The organism is Formosa algae (genome assembly GCF_001439665.1).
Taxonomy (GTDB): Bacteria; Bacteroidota; Bacteroidia; order Flavobacteriales; family Flavobacteriaceae; genus Formosa; species Formosa algae.
On the sequence record NZ_LMAK01000073.1, the window covers coordinates 89,702 to 115,062 of the forward strand.

Consider the following 25,361-nt stretch of genomic DNA (forward strand, 5'->3'; position numbering starts at 1 on the left):
TATTTATGACAGCAACTACGCTTTTCTATATTATAATTGCCTTGATTCTTATTGATTTTATAGTCGATAAAATTCTAGACGCCTTAAATGCAAAACATTTTAATGATGCATTACCTGCAGAATTACAAGATGTTTACGATACTGAAGAGTATAAAAAATCGCAACGTTATAAAGCGACTAATTATAAGTTTGGACTCATCACCTCTGGGTTTTCATTAGTTTTAACGTTAGCGTTTTTATTTTTAGATGGGTTTGAATTTGTAGATAATTTTGCGAGAAGCCTGAGTGATAATGCCATTGTAATTGCCATTATATTTTTTGGAATAATAATGATGGGAAGTGATATTTTAACCACGCCTTTTGCCTACTACCAAACTTTTGTAATTGAAGAACAATTCGGGTTTAATAAAACTACAAAAACCACATTTTTAATCGATAAAATAAAAGGTTGGCTGATGTTAGCTCTAATTGGTGGCGGAATTCTAGCTTTAATTATCTGGTTTTATGACATTGCAGGCAAACACTTTTGGTTGTATGCTTGGGCCTTAGTAGCCGTATTTAGCTTGTTTCTAAACATGTTTTATGCCAAATTAATTGTGCCTTTATTTAATAAACAAACGCCTTTAGAAAACGGAAGTTTGCGAGAAAAAATATCTGATTACGCTAAAACGGTTGGCTTTAAATTGGATAACATTTTTGTTATTGATGGCTCTAAACGCAGTACCAAAGCCAATGCGTATTTTTCTGGGTTTGGAAGCGAAAAACGTGTCACCCTTTACGATACTTTAATTAACGATTTAAGTGAAGATGAAATTGTTGCAGTATTAGCTCACGAGGTGGGACATTATAAAAAGAAACATATTGTGTTTAACTTGGTCGCTTCTATTTTACTTACAGGTTTAACCTTATTTATCTTATCTTTATTCATCTCAAATCCTTTATTATCTCAAGCTATCGGTGTAGACACACCTAGTTTTCATGTAGGCTTAATTGCATTCGGGTTATTATACAGTCCTATAAGCGAAATTACGAGTTTAATAATGAATGTGTTCTCGCGTAAATTTGAATACCAAGCAGACGATTATGCTAAAGCGACTTATAATGCTAAAGACTTAATAACATCACTTAAAAAACTATCTAAAACGAGTTTAAGTAATTTAACACCACATCCTGCTTACGTGTTTATGCACTACTCTCACCCAACTTTATTTAGTAGAATTCAGAATTTAAAACGTCGCTAAATACTGAACATTTAAAGTAAAGGCGATAATAATCGAGCTAATTTTTCAAGCAATTCATGATACCATGAACGGTCTAACCAACGTTCTAAATCTATTTCTTCGGCATCGTTTAAATCGTCTTCAAAAGCATCTTGAAGTTTTTTATTTACACCTTTATCGTAAATAATAGCATTCACTTCAAAATTTAAATCGAAGCTTCGCATATCCATATTTGCAGATCCAACAATGGCTATTTCATCGTCTATAGCCATCGTTTTAGAATGAATAAAACCTTTGGTATAGCGATAGATTTGGACTCCAGATTTTAACAATTCTTCGTAATACGAACTTGCTGCTGCATTCACAACATTAGAATCTGAAACTTTTGGCACCAATAATTTCACACTAACTCCACTCATAGCTGCAATACATAGCGCATCCATAATACTTTCGTTTGGCACAAAATAAGGCGTAGTTATTAATATTTGTTCTTCTGCTAGACTTATAGCTTGTAATAAAGAATACAAAATAGTTGGCGTTTCGGAATCTGGACCGCTAGCAGCAATTTGTATGGCCACATTGCCTTGTGTTTCAAAAGAATCTAAATCTGGAAAAAAATTACCTTCAGGTTCTAAACTACAATCGGCACAAAAATTCCAATCGCATAAAAACAGATATTGTAAATACCATACTGCTGGACCATGAATTTTTAAATGGGTATCTCTCCAAAACGGAAAAGGTTTAGTTTTAATAGCATTAGTATAGGTGTCACTCACATTTATTCCACCAACAAAACCAATACGACCATCTATAACAATAATTTTTCTGTGGTTTCTATAATTCATTCGGTTGGCCAAATAAATCAGTTTAATTTTATAAAACGGATAGGCTTCAATACCAGCTTCACGTAAGCGATACACTAAACTTTTACGAATAGAACTGCTCCCGTAATCGTCGTACATAAACTTAACAGTAACCCCTTCTTTGGCTTTTTTAATTAAAAGCTCTTCTATTTTCCGCCCCACAACATCTTCTGTAAATACATAATATTCAATGTGAATATGATGTTTTGCGGCTTCAATAGCTTTAAATACTTCTGGGAATTTCGTTTCGCCATTGATTAATAAATCGACTTCATTTTTATTGGTTAACGGACTAGAAATATCTTTGAATAACAAACGGATTAACTTTTTATTAGACTCTAAAAGCGATCCTTTGTTTTTAATAATTTGTTTTGCGTAATGCTGAAGTTGAAGTTCTAATTTTCGCTCAAACTCAATATTACTAAACAATTTTTTACTGTAAATTCTACTATTTCTATAGTTTACACCGAAAGAAAAATAAAATATAATTCCTATAAAAGGAATAAAGATAACCACCAACAAATAGGACAATGTCTTGGTGATATGATTGGTATCATAAATCACGCGTAAACACACTATTCCAACTATTATTAAATATACAATCTGAAAAATAAAAAGCCAATCCATACCTATATATTGCTAATGTGTTTGTTTTTTTCTTCAATCCAACGCGACATAAATTTTGTGCTTTGCATGCTGTGATGTTGCAACATACTACCTGTAAAATTATATAAACGATGTGCTGCTAATGTACTTGTAACCGCTTTTATACGATCTATAAACTGTTGCTGAAAGTACAACTTATTAAAACGCAAATTTAAAACTTGATATCCTAATTGTTGTTTTTCATTCCAATAGGCCTCATTTTGATATAAGTCTACTATATTCTCAACAAATATGTCAGGATCATCTTCTATAAAACCATTAGGTATCATAGCTCCAAACATACCTTCTGCTGCTATAGAAGACATGGCACAAGGCGTACCATTCGCCATAGCATCTACCAATTTCCCTTTTAAACCAGCTCCAAAAACTAATGGAGCTATACAGATTTTTGCCTGCTGCATAACCGCATTCACGTCCTCGGCAAAGCCTTTTATAAAAAAACGATCTTTAGGTTGATGCAATTGAGTGACTTTTTGTGAAGCATAAGCCCCGTAAATATGTAATTCTGCGTTTGGTAATTGAGCTTTAATTAATGGCCAAAGTGTTTGCTTTAAATATAAAACCGACTGGTAATTTGGCTCATGTAAAAAATTACCAATAGTTACAATATGTTGACGTTCATTAAAAGCAGGTAATTTATTTTGATGCGCTTCTAAACTACCATCTAACATAAACGGCACATAAAGCAATAAATTTGATGGCACATTAAATTTCTGAGTCAACAATTCAATTTCAACTTCCGAGATCATAAGGCTAATGTCACACCTATAAATACTCGCTATTTCTCTTTTAGCAACATCATTAAATAAATAGGTGTCATTAAACTCGACCTGATCTTTATACGCTTGTTGTCTTCCTTTTCTTAAAGCATGTAAATCTTCGGTATCTAGAATTTTTAGAGCATTTGGGCAACATGCGGTGACACGCCAACCAAATTGTTCTTCCATCATAAACCGATCAAAAATTACAATATCCGGCTGTAATTTGGTGATAAAATCGTCGAAACTTGAATCGTTTAAAGCAATTACTTGTTCCTCTATATCTAAGGATTTTAAATCTGAAGCTTGATTAGATTTACTACTCGGGCTAGAAAATGTAATGTGGTAGTTTTGTAATTGGAAGGTATTAATAAGCTGTAACATTCTGCTTCCTGCAGCAGACGATTTTGGCTCGGGCCATACAAAACCAATAATTAAAACATGTTTCATAAATTATTCTGGCTGGGGCATTAAAGTAAATTTAATTCGGACATGTTCTGCCCATTCTTTAACAGAGACAATGTCTGCATCTGAAAGTTTAGCATTCGTATGTATTAGTGTATACGATTCTAAAGGCATTTCTTTTGCTTCAACCAGCTCTATTAACTCTTCAAATTTATGGTCTTTTTTCTTAATAGAATAGCTATTCCATTTACTAAAATCTAAATGTTTTTTACCATCATTAACATGTTCTGCCATCCAATAATTTACAGGTGTAATTTTATTGTACCAAGGATAACGGGTATAACTACTATGGCAATCGTAACAACCTTCTTCTAAAATAGTTGCAACACGTTCTCGCGGATTGGTCTCTTCAAGAAAAGGTTGTACAGATACCAAATCTCCCGTATTTTGTTCAGGCCCAAAAAATTGAGCAATTACAAAAACAACCAAAAGTAACATCAATATTTTCTTAAGACTTTTCATTTCTTTAAATTTATGAATTAAAAGTATAACATTTAAGTGACTACAACGCAACTTTACGAACAATTAAATACCGTAAATCACTCCCGAGAAAAGCGGTTGTATTTTGCACATATGCTTTTAGCAGAACCTAAGTTAATACCTAGTGTTTTAGATCTTTTATTTAAAACCGACGATAAATTATCTTGTAAAGCCGCATGGATTTTAGAATTTATGTGTGGCGAAAATTTAGAAGCCTTACTCCCGCACATAGATAGGTTTACATTACACATGCACACGGTTTATCTAGATTCTGCGGTGCGTCCGGTAGCCAAAATTTGCGAGTATTTAGCTAAGGCTAATCACGATACTAAAAACACAACACTAAGAACTGCTTTAAAAACAATACATAAAGAGCGTATAATTTCTGTGTGCTTTGACTATATGATAAACGATGAAAAAATAGCACCAAAAGCGTATAGTATGCAAACGCTCTATCTTTTAGGTTTAGAATTTGATTGGATTCATCCTGAATTGGCACAAATTTTAGAACAGGATTTCCACATGCAAAGTTCCGGATATAAAGCCAGAGCGAAGCAAATTTTAAAACAAATACGTACTAAAAAATAAAATACCTATAGGGACTTAGCTTATAAATATTTAATAAAAACCTTTTATAATATCATCAAAAAAAGGGAACGAAATGCTTATATTAGCGGCTTTAAAAAAAACCACAACACATGTCAATATCAACACTTAATGCAATCTCACCTATTGATGGTCGCTATAGAAGTAAAACAAGTGATTTAGCTCCTTATTTTTCTGAAGAAGCTTTAATTAAATATAGAGTTCAAGTAGAAATTGAATACTTTATTGCACTTTGCGAAATTCCTTTACCACAACTTAAAGCGTTTAACAGCGCCCTTTTTGGCGATTTACGCGAGATTTACAAAACATTTTCTACAGAAGATGCTTTGGCTATTAAAAAAATTGAAAGTGTTACCAACCACGATGTTAAGGCTGTTGAATACTTTATTAAAGAAAAATTTGATGCTTTAAATATTTCAGAATTTAAAGAGTTTATCCATTTCGGATTAACGTCTCAAGATATTAATAACACCGCTATTCCGTTAAGTATTAAAGAAGCTTTACACGAGGTGTACATTCCTAAATTTTTAGCTTTAAAAGAAAAGTTAGAAAGTTTAGTCCAAGAATGGAGCGATGTCCCAATGTTAGCTAGAACACACGGACAACCAGCGTCTCCAACACGTTTAGGTAAAGAAATAGACGTTTTTGTTGTCAGATTAAATGAGCAATTTAAATTATTAGAAGGCATTCCTCATGCTGCTAAATTTGGTGGTGCTACAGGAAATTACAATGCCCATAATGTCGCTTATAAGTCTATTGATTGGAAACAATTTGGAAATCGTTTCGTACAAGATATTTTAGGATTACACCATTCTTTCCCTACTACTCAAATAGAACATTACGACCATATGGCTGCGTTATTTGATAACGTAAAACGCATAAATAACATTATAATCGATTTAGATCGCGATGTGTGGACGTATGTGTCCATGGATTATTTTAAACAACGTATTAAAGCAGGAGAAGTAGGAAGTTCTGCTATGCCACATAAAGTTAATCCTATCGATTTTGAAAATAGTGAAGGAAATTTAGGTATGGCCAATGCTGTATTTGAATACCTTGCTGGAAAATTACCTATCTCAAGATTACAACGTGATCTTACAGATAGTACTGTATTAAGAAATGTTGGTGTACCTTTCGGACATACATTAATAGGATTTGAATCGACATTAAAAGGATTAAACAAATTACTTTTAAACAAAGATAAATTTGCTTTAGATTTAGAAAACAATTGGCCTGTAGTTGCAGAAGCTATTCAAACCATTTTACGTCGTGAAGGGTATCCAAACCCTTATGAAGCGTTAAAAGGGTTAACGCGTACTAACGAAAAAATTAATCAATTATCTATTTCTAACTTTATTGATACGTTAGAAGTTTCTGATGACATTAAAGCTGAATTAAAAGAGATTACGCCAAGTAATTACACCGGAATATAATATTAACAACGATATGCTTTCAGATAAAACCTCCTTTATACTCTGTGTACTAGTTGCACTAGGATTCTCTATTACAGGGATTTTAGATTTATTAGACAATTTTGTTGTCGTTACACTATTACTGTTGGGATTCCTTCTGGTAGTTGTAAATTTATTTACACATGATAAAATACAAGTCGATGAATACGAAAAGCCTGAAACCACAGAAGAGGATTTTGAAATGTATTAAACACAATATATAATTCACAAAAAAAGCAGTCTGTAATAGACTGCTTTTTTTTATTCATTTTCTTCTAACGCCCGATTTACTATAGATTCTGGTAAGGCCTTTTTTGCCTTCGCTCCCATTTTCTTCAATTTCTCTACACTTGTTACCAAATTACCACGACCATCTACTAATTTATTCATAGCTGCCGCATAATCTTTCTTGGCATCGTCTATTTTTTTTCCTACACCAGTAAGATCTTTAATTAACCCCTCAAATTTATCATAAAGTGAACCCGCTAGTTTAGCTATTTCTAACGCATTACGTTGTTGCTTTTCATTATTCCACATACTGTCTATGGTACGCAAAGTTGCCAGTAAAGTGGTTGGCGTTACTATAACAATATTCTTTTCAAAAGCTTTATTATACAACGCATTATCTTCATGTAAAGCAATTGCAAAAGCAGGTTCTATAGGAATAAACATCAAGACAAAATCTGGAGATTCTATATCGTAAAGGTCTTGATAATTTTTAGCCGACAGTTGCTCCACATGTCTACGAATAGAATTTACATGTGCTTTTAAGACTGTAGCTCTCTCCACATCGTCGTTGGCATTTACATAGCGTTCATAATCGGTTAAAGATACTTTAGAATCTATAATCATTTTCTTACCATCAGGAAGATGTAACACCACATCCGGCAACACACGTGTGCCATCTGTACGTGTAAAATTTTGCTGAACAAAATACTCTCTATCTTTCTCTAAACCTGATTTTTCTAGTACACGTTCTAAAACCAATTCGCCCCAATTACCTTGCATTTTGCTATCCCCTTTTAAGGCACGCGTTAAATTGGACGTTTCTTTAGTCATTTGTTGATTTAAATCTTTCAAGCCTAGCAATTGCTCTTTTAAGGCTGAATGCATACTAATACTCTCCTTTTGAGAATCGTCTACTTTTTTCTCAAATCCTTGAATTTTTTCTTGAAGCGGATGTAAAATACTTTTGATGTTTTCTTTATTCTGAAGTGTAAACTTTTCAGATTTTTCTTCTAAAATTCTATTAGCTAATAATTCAAAATCTTTACGCAATTGCTCTTGCTGCTTTACTACATCTTTTTCGCGTTGTACATTTTGATGCTGCAAATTTTCAAACTCAGAATTTCTTCGCGTTAATTCAGTGTTTAAAAAATCTTTTTCGCGTCTAATCTCTTCACGCTGCTGTTCTATTTTTGAGATTATATCTTTTAATTCAGTTATTTTATTGTCAAACAGTTGCTGTTGTTTTTCAGTTTCAGCTTGCCACTGCTGCTTTACATCAGAAAGTTGTTGTTGCAAGTTTGTATTACGTTCAAGCAAAGTACTTTTTTCACCTTTACTTTTTAATTTATTAAATAGCATACCTAAATAAGCACCTATTAGAGCTGCAATTATTATGGCTAAAATGAGAATAATGTTGTCGTTCATGAAATTATATTGAAATGAATCAAATATAGTGGTTTTTGAACGAAGGAAATATGAGGAACCTTGAAGATTTAATCCTATTTATTCACACGAAAACTCCCCGTTTCCGCATCAAACTGAATCAAATCATCAGGAAATAAAGTGCTAAACACACCTTGCTGAATGAGATTACATGGTGAATCTGACACCACATGTTCTGGCATCATTACAATCATATTATCACAAAGTTGAATGGCCAGATCGATTTCGTGTGACGAAAACAGGATGGTTTTACCCGTTTCTTTTGCTAATTTTTTAAGCAATTTTAAAGTATAAGCCTTATGATACATATCGAGATGCGTGGTGGGCTCGTCTAAAATAATTAAGTCAGTGTCTTGCGCTAGTGCACGAGAAATCATGACTTTTTGAAGTTGTCCGTCACTCAATTCAAAACATTTCTTATGTTTCAAAGATGTTATATTTGTAAGCTCCAGCGCATGATTCACTTTCTGTAAATCTATTTCAGATAAGGTTCCAATCCAATTGGTGTACGGCTGTCGTCCTAAAGCAACTAACTCGAATACAGATAAATTTTTCGAAGTCAGTTTTTCTGTAAACACGATACTTAACACTTGAGCTAATGCTAAAGCATCATAAGTAGATACGTCTTTATCATTTATAAACACATGTCCACTTAAAGCCATTTGGGTGTTAGTTAGAGTACGTAACATGGTCGATTTTCCAATCCCATTTCCGCCAACTAAACCAATCAATTCTCCTTTTCCTAAAGTAATATTTATGTGCTTAGAAATAACATGGTCGTTCTTTTTAGAACGATATCCAATAGATAAATCTTCCGTTTTTAAAATGATATGTTTGGTATGTACTTTCATCTTAAAACATTAAATTTCGTTTTCTAACCAATAGCCAAATCACTATTGGAGCACCAACTAAAGATGTAATTGCATTTATAGGTAAGGTATAATCGCTATTCGGAATTTGTGCAATAGTGTCGCAAATTAGCATTATCACACTCCCAAATAAAATAACTGCAGGCAATAATATTTTATGATTAGATGTATTAAAAACCAAACGTGTTAAATGCGGAATGGCCAGACCAATAAATGCAATCGGGCCAGCAAAAGCAGTAATAGTTCCTGCCAATAAACTTGTCGCTAAAATTATAAACAGCCGACTTTGTTTTAAATTAAGACCTAGACTTTTAGCATAATTATCACCTAACAACAAGGTATTTAATGCTTTTATAGATGTCAAACTTAGCACTAATCCCACACTGTAAATTAGTGCAAACACACCAACTTCTTGCCAAGACAAATTTCCTAAACTCCCAAAGCCCCAAAACACATAGCGTTGCAATTGTTCTGCCGAACTAAAATAAGATAAAACCCCAACTATAGCTCCGGTAATACTCGCAAACATGAGTCCGATAATTAAAATAGCCATAGTATCTCGCACTCTAGACGATACAATTAACACAGATAACAAAACGAGAAAACTCCCTAAACTGGCCGCAATTACCACACTCCATTTAGAAGTCATGGTAACGGCAAAAGCGCCTCCAAAAAGTCCTGAGCCTAAAACAACTAAAGCCACACCTAAACTTGCACCGGAACTTATTCCTAATACAAAAGGACCTGCTAATGGATTTCTGAATAAGGTTTGCATAAGCAGTCCGGAAATACCTAATCCAGACCCAACAAGTAATGCTGTTATGGCTTTTGGTAATCTGTAATTCTGAATAATATACCCCCAAGATTCGTTAGAAGGCGTGCCAAATACACTTTCAAAAACACCATATAATGGAATAGACACAGAGCCTAAACTAATGTTGATTATAAAACAACAGAGTAACAACACCGAAAGTGTAATGAACGCTTTATGATATGATTGTTGATCTGGCAATTAATTTAATTTTTTGAAAAAGAATAAATCGTAATCTTGAAGTAATTCTGGATGACAGATTTTAATTAAATCCTTCAGTACCAAATCGGGTCTTGCTTGCCCCAATTCATAATACAAAACTCCTCCAGTGGCACCTTTAGTGTTAGACATACTATATACTTGCTTCTGTTTATAAGCATCAAATTTTGTATAATGCGTATTGGCAGATTCTAATGCTTTATAACTCCCATAAATAGATGGGTTTATCCAGATATTAGCGGCTTTAGCTTTATTAAAAACCGTTTCAAAATTTAAAGCTAGACTTCCAGCGCCTTTCGTATTCTTCCACAAATAATTAGCGTTTGCATCTTTAAGTAGTTGGGCTTCAGAACTTGTACCATTTGGCATATACCAAACATCTTTATACATCGCACCACTAAACACACTTGGCTTTTGTTCAACTTGTTCTGCTAGTGTTTTAGCTTCCAGATATGCTGTTTCTATCTTATTATACACTACTTCTGCTTGGTGTTCCTCTTGAAATAAAACTCCAAAAAACTTGATCCATTCTGCTTTAGCTAAAGGAGAATCTTCTACCCAATCGCCATTATAAATTACTGGAATGTTTGCTTTCCTAATGGTTTCCATAGTATTATTATTTCCATCTATACCAAAGGCAATAACCACTTCCGGATGCAATTCTAATAAGACTTCTGTATTTACACCTTCATTTTTTCCTAATTCTCGAATCTCTTTATTATCTATTCGAGCTCTTATTTTTTCTGAAGACACATATTGTGTTCCGGGAAAACCAATTAATTTTTTCTCCTGTCCTAATAACTCCAATCCGGGTAAATGTGTGGTAGATGTCACGACAATACGCTCTATTGGCACAGGAATAATAGCGTCGAAATCTTCAGAATTTAGCGAAACGTTTTCAGATTTTGTTTTATCGACTAAAGCATATGTATACGTCTGATCGGCATTTGGCCACGGACTATAAATTTCTAAAACTTTATAATTTTCAAATGTTTTAACAGAGAAACCTTTAGCATGTTTTAAGGATAAAGCAACACTTTTTACGGCGACTTCTTGTTGTGTTTTGGTCTCGTTTTTACAACTAAGAACCATTACAAAAAACACTAAACATAAAGACTTTAACTGAAGATTTTTCATTATCTAATCATTTTAAAACGCATGAATACCGCTGTTAAATACCGAATACAAAGTTTGAAATTTAACAGTAAAAACACTTCAAATGTAAGCATATAAAATTCAGACAAAATAAAATAGTTCATTTTTTTAATCTCGCTTGTTTATCAAAAAACAAAATCTGCAATACAAAAATGTAGGTTTTATATTCCAATTATAATAAAAACCTTATTTTTGATCCGAATTTTGGTTCATATCATTTTTTAGTGATGGATTAAATGGGAATTGAGTGCAAATCTCAAACTGTTCCCGCAACTGTAATCTTAGTTTTGCTTTGCAAAATGCTTGTTATTAAAACTTCATTATACCACTGATTTTAATTTAAAATTGGGAAGGTAAATAACAAGACGAAAGTCAGGAGACCTGCCAAATTCTGCTTATTAAATCGACTTTCGGGCAAAGAGTCTTAAGATATATGAAAGAAAAACTAATCGTCCAATTATTATTTGCTACGTGTTTCCCTGCGATTCTCGTTGCGCAAACAGATTCTATTCAAAAATTAGAAGAAGTTTACATTACTGCAGATGCGCAATTGAAGGCTTTTAGTAATTCGCAGACGGTTTTAGTGTTAACAGATAGTGTTATTTCTAAAAATCAGCCATCTTTAACGGCTTTATTAAATTATAACACGCCCATATTTTTTAAAGAGAATGGTTTAGGTATGGTGTCTTCCCCTGCTTTTAGAGGTACAACAGCCCAACAAACAGCCGTAGTTTGGAATGGTATAAACATCAACTCCCAACTTAACGGACAAACAGATTTTAACACCTTAAACACCTCAGATTTTAATGCCATTAGTGTAAGAAGTGGTGGTGGAAGTGTGATTTACGGTAGCGGTGCTATTGGCGGAAGTATTCATTTAAACAATGTATTTAATTACACCGAAGGTTTTACCAATACCATAAAAAGTAGTTATGGAAGTTTTAATACCCTACAACTTAATTATAATGGTAACATTACCGTTAATAATTTAAGTGCCAATATAGGAATTAGTAGAAATAGCTCTGACAATGATTATGATTATGTTGATTCTGACGACTCTAATCAAAATGGAGATTTTTACAATACCAGTTTAAATGCCAATATAAGTTACCGCTTAAACCAAAATAACCTACTCAAGTTCTACTCGTATATATATGATGGTGAACGTCATTTTTCTTTAATAAATGCCAACGAAACACCAACTAAATACAAAGATTTTAATACAAGACACTTATTAGAATGGGATGCGTTCTATTCTAAAATAACCTCTAAGTTTAAACTAGCATACATAACGGAAGAATACAAATACTTCTCGAATACAGCTTCAGATATTTACAGTTACGGACAAGTAAATTCTATTATTGCGAAATACGATTTTACCTATAATCCATCAGAAGACATTACTATAAATGCTATCGCAGATGCTACGCAAAATAAAGGTGAAGGCTCCAGTATTGTTCAAGAAGAAAGAAATATTGCCAGCTTTAATCTCTTATTTAAACAGCAATTAACACCTTGGTTTTTATATGAATTAGGTTTGCGACAAGAAATCACAAATAATTATAACAGTCCATTTTTATACAACTTAGGGCTTCAATTTCAAGTCAGCTCCCTCTATTCTATTACAGTTAACGGTTCTAAAAATTTCAGAATCCCCACATTTAATGATTTATATTGGGAAGACAGTGGCAATCCCGATTTAAAACCTGAAAGTTCTTATCAGGCAGAAATAGGAAATCACCTCGCTTTAAAACATACTAAACTTTCTGTAACGGCATATTATAACGATATTACCGATATGATTCGCTGGTTACCAAACGGTTCTATTTGGCAACCTAGCAATACAGACCATGTAATAACTTATGGACTGGAAGGTGTTTTGAATTATTCCAGAACGGTTAACGACCACACATTTAGTTTTAATAGTACGTATGCATATACCATTTCTGAAAATCAAGAGACTAAAAAACAGCTTACTTATGTCCCTTATCATAAAGCGACAGCTAGTTTAGGCTACAGCTTTAAAAACTTATCGGCGTTCTACCAATGGTTGTATGTTGGCAAAGTGTTTACCACAACAGATAACCTTTCTAGATATTCTATAGACGATTATCACCTCTCAAATATAGGTATAGATTACAACTTTAATACCACCTTTACATTAGGAGGAAAACTTAACAATATTTGGAACACAAATTATAAAAGTGGTTCTAACAGATATATGCCCGGACGAAATTTTTCAATTAACTTAAACATAAACATTTAATTATTACACTATGAAACAGATACACAAATTTTTTGCCATTGCTTTTGCTAGTGCAGCACTTTTTAGCTCTTGTAGCGAAGACAGCGATGATATTGACATTGCAACAGGAGATTACGATAACGGATATTTAGTATTGAACGAAGGACAATTTGGTTCTGCAGGTACTGCTGGTATTAGTTTTGTTGGAGAAGATAAAGTTCTTGAAAATGATGTGTACACGACAGTAAACCCTACTGCTGCCGACCTAGGAAACGCTTTACAAAACATCTTTTTTGATGATGATAACGCATACATTATTTCTGGAACAGCCAATCAAGTTACTGTTGTAGATCGTTATACCTTAACTTACAAAGCCACAATAAGCACAAATTTTGACAACCCAAGATATGGAGCTATTGCCGATGGTAAAGCGTATGTTACAAATTCTGCAGGATATACTTTAGGAGCAGAAGATGACTTTGTTACGGTTATCGATTTATCTGATTATTCTACAACAACATTTGCTATGGAAAATGCAAACAAAGTGATTGAAGAAGATGACATGATTTATTTCGCTAATGGATATTATGGTAGCGGAAATGAAGTTACTGTTTTAAATCCAAGTACAGGAACCACTACAGTAATTGACCTAGGCACAGGAAACACACCTAATTCTATTGCAGAAGAAGATGATGCACTTTATGTATTAACGTCTAATTATGATGGAACATCTTATATTTATGAGATAAGCACATCTTCAAACACAATTACAGATACTATTGAATTATCATCGTATGTATCAAGTCCGCAACAATTAACAATAGAAAACGATACGTTTTACTTTACAGATTCTACAAGTGTATATGCTATGGATCTTAACGGTACAACACCTTCAGAAGTTTTAACCTATACTTCTACTTCAGATTATGGTGCGATGTACGGTTTTGCTGTAGAAGACGACACGATTTATATTGCAGATGCTGGAGATTTTGCTTCTGCAGGAACAACTTACGAGTATTCTTTAACAGGAACATTATTAAACACGTATACAGTAGGTATTGCTCCAAACGGTTTTTATTTTAATGACTAATCCCAAATCGGTCATTAATAAAAAAAGGCTGCCAATAATTGGCAGTCTTTTATTTTTATCTATATAAGGTATTATGCAATGTCTTAAGACACAAATAAAGGTCTATCTGCCATAAGTGCATTCACTTTAGTCGCAACCGCTTCTAATACAGATTCGTCTTCAAGGTTTAAAATCACCTCATCTACTAAATCTACAATAGTTTGCATATCGTCTTCTTTTAACCCTCTAGTTGTAATGGCTGCAGCACCAATACGAATACCAGATGTTACAAATGGAGACTTATCATCAAAAGGCACCATGTTTTTGTTTACCGTAATTTCTGCTTTTACTAAAGCTTCTTCTGCTTGTTTTCCAGAAACATTTTTATTTCTTAAATCAATAAGCATCATATGGTTATCTGTACCACCAGAAATAATATTATACTCTTTTGCTACAAATGCTTCAGCTAAGGCTGCTGCATTTTTCTTTACTTGTAGCATATAAGTCAGGTACTCGTCTGTCAAAGCTTCACCAAAAGCAATTGCTTTAGCAGCAATAATGTGTTCTAAAGGTCCACCTTGATTTCCTGGGAATACCGCAGAATCAAATAAAGAAGACATTTTTCTTTTGTTTCCATTTTTAAGTGTAATTCCGAAAGGGTTATCAAAATCTTCACCCATCATAATCATACCACCACGTGGTCCTCTTAATGTTTTATGAGTTGTTGTTGTTACAACATGACAATGAGGAATTGGATCGTTTAAAATTCCTTTTGCAATTAATCCTGCAGGATGAGAAATATCTGCCATTAAAATTGCACCTACACTATCTGCTATAACACGGAAACGTTTAAAATCGATATCACGAGAATAGGCAGAAGCACCGGCAATAATTAACTTTGGTTGTTCTTTAGTTGCTATCTCTTGAATTTTATCATAGTTTAAAATTCCTGTTTCTTGTTCTACACCGTAAAATGTTGGATTGTATAATTTTCCTGAAAAATTTACAGGAGAACCGTGAGTTAAATGTCCACCATGAGATAAATCGAAACCTAAAATTTTATCACCTGGTTTTAAACACGCAGCAAAAACGGCTGTATTAGCCTGACTTCCAGAGTGTGGTTGCACATTTACATAGGCAGCTCCAAAAAGGGCTTTAGCACGATCAATCGCGATTTGCTCTACTTCATCAACAATCTCACAACCACCATAGTAGCGTTTTCCAGGATAGCCTTCAGCATATTTATTAGTTAAAACAGAACCTGCAGCTTCCATTACTTGGTCGCTTACAAAGTTTTCTGAAGCAATTAACTCTAAACCATGTAATTGGCGTTGTTTTTCTGCTTCTATTAATTCAAAAATTTGTTCGTCGCGTTGCATCATTATAATTATCGTTAAAAATTCCTCAAAAATAACAAATAGATTAGTTAAATACATCAAAAAACATATATTTGAATAGAATTTATTAAACAAACAATTAACAATTATACTATGCAAATATCAGCCAACAATCCCGATCGTAAGACATGGCTCCATGTCGATAAAAATTCGGATTTCCCTATTCAAAATATTCCTTTCGGTGTATTTCTTACCCGAGACGACATTATTACTATAGGAACTCGAATTGGAGATACTGCGATCGACCTTGGGGCTTTACACCAATTAGGGTATTTTAGTGATATTCCTTTAACCGATGATATTTTTCTTCAAGATACTTTAAATGATTTTATTGCTGATGGAAGAAAGACTTGGCGCGCAGTACGTAATAAAATTGCAGATATTTTTGATGCTGAAAACGAGACGTTAAAAAATAATAAACAACATAAGGAAATTGTATTATTTCGTTTAGATGAAATCGAAATGCAATTACCTGTACAAATTGGAGATTTCACAGATTTTTATTCTAGTAAGCAACACGCTACCAACCTTGGCGCGATGTTTAGAGACGAAGATCATGCTTTATTACCTAACTGGTTACATATTCCTGTTGGATATCACGGAAGAAGTTCTTCAATAATTCCTTCTGGAATCCCAATACATAGACCTCAAGGACAAACGTTACCACAAGATTCTAAAGACCCTATATTTGGCCCTTCAGAACTTGTAGATTTTGAATTAGAAATGGGATTCATCACTACGGATGCTAATGATTTAGGAGAACCCATTCCTGTAAATGAAGCTGAAGAATACATTTTTGGATTAGTCTTATTTAACGATTGGAGTGCCAGAGATATTCAAAGTTGGGAATATGCGCCGCTTGGACCGTTTTTATCTAAAAATTTCGCCTCTTCAATGTCGCCTTGGATTGTCACTCTAGACGCTTTAGAACCGTATAGAGTTCAGGGACCAAAACCTGTTAAAGAGCAAATGCCATATTTACAAACTAAAGGTAAAAAGAGTTTCGATATTAATTTAGAAGTTGCCATTCAGCCTAAAAAAGCACAAGAAACTGTGGTTTGTCGTACAAATTTTAAATATATGTACTGGAACATGTCTCAGCAATTGGCACATCATACTATTAATGGTTGCCCAGTAAACTCTGGAGATTTAATGGGAAGTGGAACAATTTCTGGGCCAACTCCAGATTCTTTAGGCTCGATGTTAGAAATTACATGGAAAGGCACTAAACCACTTACATTAAAAGATGGAACAGAACGTCAGTTTATAAACGATTACGACACTGTTGTCATGAGAGGTCATTGTGAAAATGACGGCATTAGAATTGGATTTGGAGAAGTTAAAACAGAATTACTTCCCGTATTTACTCCTAAGAAAAAATAAAACAAAAAAAATCCCGATTTAACATCGGGATTTTGTTTTACTACTTGTGAGGGATATTTATAAACTCTCATCTATAATTACTTGTACACATTCAGGATTTAATAATGTACTTGTATCTCCTAAATTACTAATATCTTTACTTGCTATTTTTCTTAAAATACGTCGCATAATTTTACCTGAACGTGTTTTAGGTAAGCCATCTGTAAACTGAATTTTATCTAATTTGGCTATAGCGCCCACACGATCTTTAATTAATTGATTAATTTCATTTCTTAAATTATTCTGATCTCTAGATTCTCCGGTTTCTTTTAACGTAACATATCCATATAATGCATTTCCTTTAACATCATGAGGGAATCCAACAATAGCAGATTCTGCAACCGCTGGGTGTTCGTTAATCGCATCTTCTATTGGTGCTGTTCCTAAATTGTGTCCAGAAACTATAATAACATCATCTACACGACCGGTAATTCTGTAATAGCCAACCTCGTCTCTCAAAGCACCATCGCCTGTAAAATACATATTATCGAAAGCAGAGAAATAAGTGTCTTTATACCGTTCGTGATTTCCCCAAATGGTTCGCGCTATAGATGGCCAAGGAAACTTTATACACAAACGTCCATCGACTTGATTGCCCTTTATTTCTTTTCCTTCTTCATCTAATAAAGCGGGTTGTATACCCGGAAAAGGTAAGGTTGCATATGTTGGTTTTGTTGGGGTTACATACGGAATGGGTGTAATCATAATACCTCCTGTTTCTGTTTGCCACCACGTATCGACTATCGGACTTTTATGTTTCCCTACATTATCGTTATACCAGTGCCAAGCTTCTTCGTTTATTGGCTCTCCAACAGATCCTAATACTTTTAACGATGATAAATCGCAATTTTCTACAAATGAAATATTTTGTTTTCCTAACGCACGAATAGCCGTTGGTGCAGTATAAAATTGATTCACCTTATGCTTTTCTACAATTTGCCAAAAGCGTCCAAAATCTGGGTATTGTGGCACACCTTCAAACATGACTGTTGTTGCACCATTCGCTAAAGGCCCATACACAATATAACTATGTCCGGTAATCCAACCAATATCGGCTGTACACCAATACACATCGCCATCTTTGTACTGAAATACATTTTTGAATGTGTAGGCCGTATACACCATATAGCCACCTGTGGTATGCACCATACCTTTTGGTTTCCCTGTAGATCCTGAAGTATATAAAATAAATAACGGATCTTCTGCATTCATAATTTCGGGTTCGCATACTGGAGAAGCCTCATCTAGTAAAGGCTGCAACCACACATCGCGACCTGCTTTCATTTCAATCTCAGAATCTATGCGATTTACGACTAATACATGTTCTACACAAGGGCAAGATTCTAATCCTTCATCTACTATACCTTTTAAATCTATGGTTTTGGAACCTCGATACGATCCGTCTGAAGTAATCACCATTTTACATTCACTATCATTAACACGAGATGCTAAGGCTTTAGACGAAAATCCTGCAAAAACTACTGAATGTATCGCTCCTATCCTAGCACAAGCTAATAGTGAAATAGCCAGTTCTGGAATCATGGGTAAATAAATGCATACCCGATCTCCTTTCTTAATGCCTTTATCTTTTAGTACGTTAGCCATTTGGCACACGCGGTCGTGCAATTGCTGATATGTAATATGTTCGGCAGTTTCATCTGGACTATTTGGCTCAAAAATAATTGCTGTTTGATCGCCTTTCGTTCTTAAATGTCTATCGATACAATTCTCGGTAATATTTAGCTGAGCTCCTTCAAACCATTTAATTTCCGGTTTTTTAAAATCCCAACTCAACACAGTATCCCAACGTCTTCGCCACATAAAATGTTCTTCGGCAACCTCTGCCCAAAAGTTTTCTGGTTCTCTAACAGATTTTCGATAAACTTGATAGTATTCTTCTAAATGCTTTATGTGATAATTACTCATTGTACGTTTTGGTTTAAAAAGTTAATTTGATGAATTTGATGTTTTCACAACACTCTTCTAAATTATAAAAATTTAACACAATATGTAACTTTTTTCTACCGATAACATAAATTTAACTACGAATTATTACAACATCCTTACAATGGGAGTACACACTTAATCTAAAATCATTAGTTTTAAGCTTCCTACAACACAATCTGGTTTTATAACATAAAATGTAAACTTGTCATTTTTCAGCAATTTAAAAACGACATTTTTTCATATAAAATGACAAAATTTCATCGCAAAACGGCTCTCTTATAGGTCATATTCATTTTGGTATTTAATTTGCTAATAGAACAATAGAAGTCGTAATCGATTCTAATTTGAAATCATGTTTAATTTAAAATTTTGTATTATGAGCAATTTAGTTAGTGTTCCTAAAAACGGAAGTTTAGCAAACACAAATTCAAATGAAAACTTCCCAACATTGTCTACTTGGTTAGACGATATTTTTAACAGAGATCTTCCTTCAGTATTTACTTCTAATTTTAATACTGGAATGACGTTACCAAAAGTTAACATTAAAGAAACTGCAGATGCTTTTATTGTAGAAATGGCTGTTCCTGGTCTTAAAAAATCTGATTTCCATATAGACTTAGACAATCAAATGTTATCTATTTCTACAAAAACAGAACAAGAAAAAGAAGAGAACACTGCACAATACACGCGTAGAGAGTTTGGATATTCTTCTTTTAAACGTTCTTTTAGTTTACCAGAAAGCGTTAATGCCGATAAGATTAATGCTAAATATAACGATGGTATTTTAAACATTGTCTTACCTAAAAAAGAAGAAGCAAAACAAAAGCCTGCAAGAACTATTGAAATTTCTTAGTGCTACACTTGTTTATTAAAATCGATTAGTATAGATGAGGCTGATATATTCAGCCTCATTTAATTCTTAATATTTATAATCATGAAAAATTATATTTTAATTACACTAGTCTCTTTATTAACTATAAGCTGTAACGGACAACAAGATAAAACAGAAAAACGCACCTCAGAGCCACCAAAAGGGACATGGAAGGTAGATAAAGAATTTGATGAACAAGGCCGTTTAATTAAATATGATAGTGTCTATTCTTGGTCTTCTCATGAGACTTTAAAGGATTTACCTTTTCAAGATCAAGATAGTATACTGCAACAATATAGATCTGATTTTATGAGCCATTTTTCAGCATTAAATTCGACCAATTTTGAAGACATATTTCCTCAAGATTCTCTATTTAACAATTCGGTTTTTAACAACGAGTTCTTTAAAGATCAATTTAATAGAGACTTTACATCTATGGAAGAATTAAGAGAACAAATGATTGCTGAACACAAGAAACTCATGGAAAATTTAGATCCAAAATTAATTGAGCCCGACACAGAACAATAACTACTTTACAATATTCTCTTTAAACAAAACATTATAGGAGTAACTTAAATAGACCTAAGATTTCTGCAATGTAGCCACGTATATTTTAACCCGTTTTAAAACACGCGGTGCCATAATTAACGTCGCTAACATGGTTGGAATAGCCATTAATGCGAAGAAACCATCAATCAGGTTAATCATCATATTTAAAGATGTAGTTGCTCCTAAAATTATACTAGCAATATAAATGTAGTTATAGTAGTGTTTTTTATCTGCTCCGAAAAGGAACGACATACATTTAGAACCATAATACGAATATGAAAAGAGTGAGGAAATACTAAATACAAAAATACAAATCAGTAATAAATATTTTCCATAACCCGGAATAGCATGTGCAAATGCTGAAGCTGTTAAACTTACACCATTAGCTTCCGATGTTTGCCAAACGCCTGTAACTAAAATCGCCAAAGCAGTTAATGTACATACTAACAAGGTATCTATTGCCGGCCCTAACATAGCGACTAAACCTTCACGAATAGGTTCTGCTGTTTTAGCGGCACCATGTGCCATAGGAGCGGTTCCAATTCCTGCTTCGTTAGAAAATGCGGCTCTTCGAATCCCTAAAAGAATTAATCCGCCTAATGCGCCACCTAAAAAACTATCGCCTTTAAAATTATCGGCTGTAAAGGCATTAGAAAATATCATTCTAAAGTATTTGGGCACTTCATCAATATGTACAGCAAGAATTATGAGCACCAACACAAAATATAACACTACCATAGATGGTACTAATTTTTCTGCTGTTTTACTAATTCTATCAATACCTCCTAAAATTACAACACTTGTAATTCCTACCAATACCAAACCAATGATAAAACTAGATTTAAAACCAATTTCTATATCATTAGGAGCTAATAAAATATCGTTTATGGCTTGTGTTAACTGATTGACGTTAAATATAGGTAACGCACCAACCAAACCACATACGCTAAACATAACGGCTAGAGGTTTCCATTTTTTCCCTAGACCTTCCATAATAAAATACATCGGGCCACCTTGTAAATTACCCTCGCTATCTTTACCGCGATACATCACGGCTAGAGACGATGTAAAAAATTTAGTAGCCATACCTATTATGGCACTTACCCACATCCAGAACACCGCACCCGGACCACCAATAGCAATCGCAACCGCAACACCTGCAATATTTCCCATACCCACAGTTGCAGATAAGGCTGTTGTTAAAGCTTGAAAATGTGAAATTTCTCCAGGGTCGTTCGGATCGTCATATTTCCCTCTAAGTACTTGAATGGCATGGCCAATAAAACGAAACGGTAAGAATCTGGAGTACAACAACAAGTACAATCCGCCACCTGTTAAAAGTATTAATAATGGTAAACCCCAAACTAAAGATGCAAATTCTGAAAATAACTTATCTAAAAAAACCATGAACTCGTGACTATATTTGGATAAATATAATTCTTTTTAACCTCAAAACTTTAACATTTTTTTCAAAAAAGCCCCCTGTTTTACATCAATTTCGGATATTATTACGTGGATTTTTAAATAATAATGAATAGCGAGTTTAGATTAATTTAATGAATTAAATTTATTGTATTTTTACAGCCATTTTATTATTATATACTTTGAAGGACAACCGCTTATACTTTCTAGATGCTGTAAGAGCATTTGCTATTTTGATGATGCTACAAGGGCATTTTATTGATGGTTTATTAGCTCCTGTTTACAAATCGTCTACCCATACCCTTTTTAACATATGGGCCGACTTGAGAGGAAATACTGCGCCTTTATTTTTTACCATTACAGGATTGGTGGTCATGTTTTTATTAAAAAAAGCTGAAGCCAAACACACCGAACACTCCAGAGTTAAAAAAAGTTTAAAACGTGGTGTCTCTTTAATATTAATAGGATACGCGCTAAGAATTCCAATTTTTTATTGGTTATCGGGACACTTCAATAGTTACTTTTTAGTCATAGACGTACTTCAAATTATTGGAGTTTCGCTACTACTTTTAAACGGATTATATCTTTTATTAAAAGTAAATGCAAAACTATTACCAATAGTATTAACGGCTATAGGTACACTTATATTTGTAGCGGAACCTTTATACAGAAACCTAACATTACCACAAGTACCCGATCTATTTGTGAATTATTTAACTAAAGAAAACGGCTCGGTATTTAACATTTTCCCATGGTTTGGTTATGTGGCTTATGGTGGGGTTCTTGGTATTCTGTTTCAGAAGTTTCAACCTAAAGACCATTTTAAAACCGTCACTATTTATAGCTTCTTAATTGGAGGATTGTTTTTATGTTATTTAAGCTCTATGACACTAGAGTTACTCTATATGTTAACAGACATTAGATTATTTTATGATGCTGCTAACTACAATTATTTGTTTTCCAGATTAGGTGCTGTGTCCATAACCTTTGGTATATTTTATGCTTTAGAAAGCTATTTAAAACATCCATTAATATCTAAATTGGGTAACAATACGCTATCTATTTATGTTGTGCATTTTATAATCCTTTACGGTAGCTTTACAGGTTTTGGTTTATATCGCTATTTACACCACACTTTAACGCCGTTTTCTGCCATTTTTGGAGCCTTATCTTTTATGGTAGTGGTATGTTGTATTGTGCTACAATCAGACAAAATAAAAGCCTTCCTAAATTTTTACATTAGAAAGGCTGCTAGTTTTATTAAAGCAAATACGGTTACCCGAATTAGACTATATAGACGCTAAATAATTTTCTACATTGGTTTTTATGCGTTCCTGGATATTTGTAACGTCTGCCTTAACGAAAGGCTCACCCATAATATTCTCATACAATTCTATATAACGTTCGCTTACAGTTTCAATGTACGCATCTGTCATTTCTGGTAAAGCCTGCCCTTCTAATCCTTGAAAACCGTTAGTAATTAACCATTGGCGTACAAATTCTTTAGACAGTTGTTTTTGTGCTTCTCCACGTTCTTGACGAGCCTCATAACCTTCTGCATAAAAATATCTAGAAGAATCTGGAGTATGTATTTCATCAATCAATACAATTTTACCGTCTTTAGTTTTACCAAATTCATATTTAGTATCTACTAAAATTAATCCGCGCTCTGCAGCAATTTCTGTTCCACGCTGAAATAATTTACGTGTATAATCTTCAAGCACAAGATAATCTGCTTCAGAAACAATACCTTTTTTAATGATATCTTCTCTAGAAATATCTTCATCATGATCGCCCATTTCTGCTTTAGTAGCAGGCGTAATTATAGGCTCAGGGAATTTATCATTTTCTACCATTCCTTCTGGCATTACCACACCACATAATTCGCGTTTTCCAGCTTTATATTCTCTAGCGGCATGTCCAGACATATAACCACGAATAACCATTTCAACTTTAAAAGGTTCGCATAAATGTCCTACAGCAACATTAGGATCTGGTGTAGCCACTAACCAATTTGGAACTAAATCTTCGGTTTGTGCCATAAACTTTGTTGCAATCTGATTTAAAATCTGACCTTTAAAAGGTATCCCTTTAGGCATAACAACATCAAAAGCACTTAATCTATCGGTAGCAACCATAACCAATAAATCGTCGTTAATATTGTAAACCGCTCTTACTTTTCCTTTATATAAACTTTTCTGTCCTGGAAAATTGAAATTAGTATCTGTAATTGTCATGGTTTCTAAAATTGCATCTGTACTTCGTTTAAGAAGTTTTAATAATTAATGAAAATGATAAGTTTTAAAAGCGTAAAAGTAAGGAATAATTCATAAAATATTTTTACTGCATCCTTTAAATTTAACACACTTATATCTCATAAAATTATTCTTTATTTTGCTGCAGCACCATCTTTACTTTTAACTTGTTGCATATCGTTTCTACGCATAAACTCTAAGACAGATCGTGCTTCTGTTTTGGTAAGATATTGATTAGGCATACGCGTCATACAATCTTTTAACTGAATAATTGCGGCTTCGTCCTTTTCCAACATCTCATCGGTGTTAAGAATCATATTCATAATCCATTCTGGACGTCTATAATTTGTAATTCCAGCCCAACCCGGACCAACAAGTCGTTGGTCTGTTAACTTATGGCAAGCTGCACACTGTGCTTCAAAAATTAATTTCCCTTTATCTGCTAACACATTCGAAATCGTATCTGCTAAGTCTACAAATCGCACATGACCAACCCCTTTAGATTTTGGTTTTTGATGACGCTCTATATGTAAATCGGGATAAATAAATTCTGTCTTTGGCTTCCTTTTTAATCCATTAATACAACTTGTTAACAACACCATAGCAATTAATCCTGTTATACGGGACAACATACGTTTGGATTTCATAAAACTTAAATTTTATAGTACCTAGGAGATCATATTCACCTAATATGGGTGATTATGTAAATATAGTGTTTTCGCGTTGTACAGCATATATTTGACACTCTAAAGCGACTAAAGACAGAAATTTCGGATGTTTTACAAATCCTTAAAATGAAATTTATTAACTGTTTGGGTAAGATGACAAACAAGTTTAGATTCAACATGAATAATACAATAACAGACAACTAAGACCAACCGTAAATATTTCACTCTAAATCTACTTCTATTACACCATATAGGAAACTCAAAAAAAAAAAAAAAAAA

The 25,361-nt window shown here is 33.6% G+C and carries 21 protein-coding genes, 1 pseudogene and 1 riboswitch; of the genes and pseudogenes, 10 read left to right on the plus strand and 12 right to left on the minus strand.

The annotated features are described in order from the left end of the window. The first annotated feature begins 5 nt into the window (after positions 1 to 5). Complete coding sequence (locus AST99_RS15680) at positions 6 to 1,241, plus strand: M48 family metallopeptidase (protein ID WP_057783338.1); 1,236 nt, start codon at positions 6 to 8, stop codon at positions 1,239 to 1,241. Positions 1,242 to 1,252: 11 nt separating this feature from the next. Here AST99_RS15680 and cls read toward each other — a convergent pair whose 3' ends face one another. The 3 genes from cls to AST99_RS18630 are packed head-to-tail and all read right to left on the minus strand — an operon-like array spanning position 1,253 to position 4,434. After that, a complete protein-coding gene (gene cls / locus AST99_RS15685) occupies positions 1,253 to 2,710 on the minus strand; it encodes a cardiolipin synthase (protein WP_057783340.1) in 1,458 nt (485 codons plus the stop codon). Positions 2,711 to 2,712: 2 nt separating this feature from the next. Beyond that, entirely contained in the window at positions 2,713 to 3,957 is a 1,245-nt protein-coding gene (locus AST99_RS15690) for a glycosyltransferase (RefSeq protein ID WP_057783343.1), read from the minus strand. 3 nt (positions 3,958 to 3,960) lie between these two features. After that, positions 3,961 to 4,434: a heme-binding domain-containing protein gene (locus AST99_RS18630; protein ID WP_057783344.1), complete on the minus strand. Its 474-nt coding sequence runs from the start codon at positions 4,432 to 4,434 to the stop codon at positions 3,961 to 3,963. Positions 4,435 to 4,470: 36 nt separating this feature from the next. Between AST99_RS18630 and AST99_RS15700 the strand changes: the two genes are divergently transcribed. The 3 genes from AST99_RS15700 to AST99_RS15710 all read left to right on the plus strand — a co-directional run bounded on the left by AST99_RS15700 (position 4,471) and on the right by AST99_RS15710 (position 6,723). Beyond that, positions 4,471 to 5,040 (plus strand): hypothetical protein, encoded by a 570-nt coding sequence (locus AST99_RS15700; RefSeq protein WP_057783346.1) that lies wholly within the window; start codon positions 4,471 to 4,473, stop codon positions 5,038 to 5,040. 110 nt (positions 5,041 to 5,150) lie between these two features. After that, positions 5,151 to 6,494 (plus strand): adenylosuccinate lyase, encoded by a 1,344-nt coding sequence (gene purB, locus AST99_RS15705; protein ID WP_057783348.1) that lies wholly within the window; start codon positions 5,151 to 5,153, stop codon positions 6,492 to 6,494. A 13-nt stretch (positions 6,495 to 6,507) separates the two neighbouring features. Continuing rightward, positions 6,508 to 6,723, plus strand: coding sequence for a hypothetical protein (locus tag AST99_RS15710; protein ID WP_057783350.1), 216 nt, complete (start codon positions 6,508 to 6,510; stop codon positions 6,721 to 6,723). Between the two features lie 50 nt (positions 6,724 to 6,773). Here AST99_RS15710 and AST99_RS15715 read toward each other — a convergent pair whose 3' ends face one another. From AST99_RS15715 to AST99_RS15730, 4 genes are all read right to left on the minus strand, one after another. Beyond that, on the minus strand, positions 6,774 to 8,165 hold the full coding sequence (locus AST99_RS15715) for a DNA recombination protein RmuC (protein ID WP_057783353.1): 1,392 nt from the start codon (positions 8,163 to 8,165) through the stop codon (positions 6,774 to 6,776). Between the two features lie 74 nt (positions 8,166 to 8,239). After that, positions 8,240 to 9,034 (minus strand): ABC transporter ATP-binding protein, encoded by a 795-nt coding sequence (locus tag AST99_RS15720; RefSeq protein WP_057783355.1) that lies wholly within the window; start codon positions 9,032 to 9,034, stop codon positions 8,240 to 8,242. A 1-nt stretch (position 9,035) separates the two neighbouring features. Next, positions 9,036 to 10,064, minus strand: coding sequence for a FecCD family ABC transporter permease (locus AST99_RS15725; RefSeq protein ID WP_057783357.1), 1,029 nt, complete (start codon positions 10,062 to 10,064; stop codon positions 9,036 to 9,038). Continuing rightward, positions 10,065 to 11,219 (minus strand): ABC transporter substrate-binding protein, encoded by a 1,155-nt coding sequence (locus AST99_RS15730; protein ID WP_057783359.1) that lies wholly within the window; start codon positions 11,217 to 11,219, stop codon positions 10,065 to 10,067. A gap of 206 nt (positions 11,220 to 11,425) precedes the next feature. Continuing rightward, a riboswitch (cobalamin riboswitch) is annotated at positions 11,426 to 11,640 on the plus strand. A 30-nt stretch (positions 11,641 to 11,670) separates the two neighbouring features. Between AST99_RS15730 and AST99_RS15735 the strand changes: the two genes are divergently transcribed. After that, the gene (locus AST99_RS15735; protein WP_057783361.1) at positions 11,671 to 13,503 is read left to right on the plus strand and encodes a TonB-dependent receptor plug domain-containing protein; all 1,833 of its coding nucleotides are present in this window, start codon (positions 11,671 to 11,673) and stop codon (positions 13,501 to 13,503) included. 10 nt (positions 13,504 to 13,513) lie between these two features. Then, positions 13,514 to 14,572 (plus strand): hypothetical protein, encoded by a 1,059-nt coding sequence (locus AST99_RS15740; protein WP_057783363.1) that lies wholly within the window; start codon positions 13,514 to 13,516, stop codon positions 14,570 to 14,572. A gap of 83 nt (positions 14,573 to 14,655) precedes the next feature. On the opposite strand, the gene glyA is transcribed toward AST99_RS15740, so the two are convergent. After that, a complete protein-coding gene (glyA, locus tag AST99_RS15745; RefSeq protein WP_057783392.1) occupies positions 14,656 to 15,930 on the minus strand; it encodes a serine hydroxymethyltransferase in 1,275 nt (424 codons plus the stop codon). A 111-nt stretch (positions 15,931 to 16,041) separates the two neighbouring features. On the opposite strand from glyA, the gene fahA reads away from it, so the two are divergent. Continuing rightward, positions 16,042 to 17,331 (plus strand): fumarylacetoacetase, encoded by a 1,290-nt coding sequence (gene fahA / locus AST99_RS15750; RefSeq protein ID WP_057783366.1) that lies wholly within the window; start codon positions 16,042 to 16,044, stop codon positions 17,329 to 17,331. Positions 17,332 to 17,388: 57 nt separating this feature from the next. On the opposite strand, the pseudogene acs reads toward fahA, so the two are convergent. Continuing rightward, a pseudogene (acs, locus tag AST99_RS15755) lies at positions 17,389 to 19,299 on the minus strand (acetate--CoA ligase); the annotation flags it as partial. 394 nt (positions 19,300 to 19,693) lie between these two features. Here acs and AST99_RS15760 point away from each other — a divergent pair. Both AST99_RS15760 and AST99_RS15765 read left to right on the plus strand, forming a co-directional pair. Beyond that, the gene (locus AST99_RS15760; protein ID WP_057783394.1) at positions 19,694 to 20,170 is read left to right on the plus strand and encodes an Hsp20/alpha crystallin family protein; all 477 of its coding nucleotides are present in this window, start codon (positions 19,694 to 19,696) and stop codon (positions 20,168 to 20,170) included. Between the two features lie 81 nt (positions 20,171 to 20,251). Beyond that, on the plus strand, positions 20,252 to 20,716 hold the full coding sequence (locus AST99_RS15765; RefSeq protein WP_057783369.1) for a hypothetical protein: 465 nt from the start codon (positions 20,252 to 20,254) through the stop codon (positions 20,714 to 20,716). A 54-nt stretch (positions 20,717 to 20,770) separates the two neighbouring features. Here the strand turns inward: AST99_RS15765 and AST99_RS15770 are convergent, their stop codons facing one another. Beyond that, positions 20,771 to 22,144 (minus strand): alanine/glycine:cation symporter family protein, encoded by a 1,374-nt coding sequence (locus tag AST99_RS15770; protein WP_057783371.1) that lies wholly within the window; start codon positions 22,142 to 22,144, stop codon positions 20,771 to 20,773. Positions 22,145 to 22,341: 197 nt separating this feature from the next. On the opposite strand from AST99_RS15770, the gene AST99_RS15775 reads away from it, so the two are divergent. Then, positions 22,342 to 23,463 carry a heparan-alpha-glucosaminide N-acetyltransferase domain-containing protein gene (locus tag AST99_RS15775; RefSeq protein ID WP_057783374.1) on the plus strand — a complete coding sequence of 374 codons (1,122 nt, stop codon included), beginning with the start codon at positions 22,342 to 22,344 and terminating at the stop codon, positions 23,461 to 23,463. On the opposite strand, the gene AST99_RS15780 is transcribed toward AST99_RS15775, so the two are convergent. Next, positions 23,449 to 24,396, minus strand: a complete 948-nt coding sequence (locus AST99_RS15780) for a phosphoribosylaminoimidazolesuccinocarboxamide synthase (RefSeq protein ID WP_057783376.1) — start codon at positions 24,394 to 24,396, stop codon at positions 23,449 to 23,451. The two genes, AST99_RS15775 and AST99_RS15780, sit on opposite strands and share 15 nt — an antisense overlap. A 152-nt stretch (positions 24,397 to 24,548) precedes the next feature. Continuing rightward, positions 24,549 to 25,061, minus strand: a complete 513-nt coding sequence (locus tag AST99_RS15785; RefSeq protein WP_069727870.1) for a c-type cytochrome — start codon at positions 25,059 to 25,061, stop codon at positions 24,549 to 24,551. Positions 25,062 to 25,361: the final 300 nt, after the last annotated feature.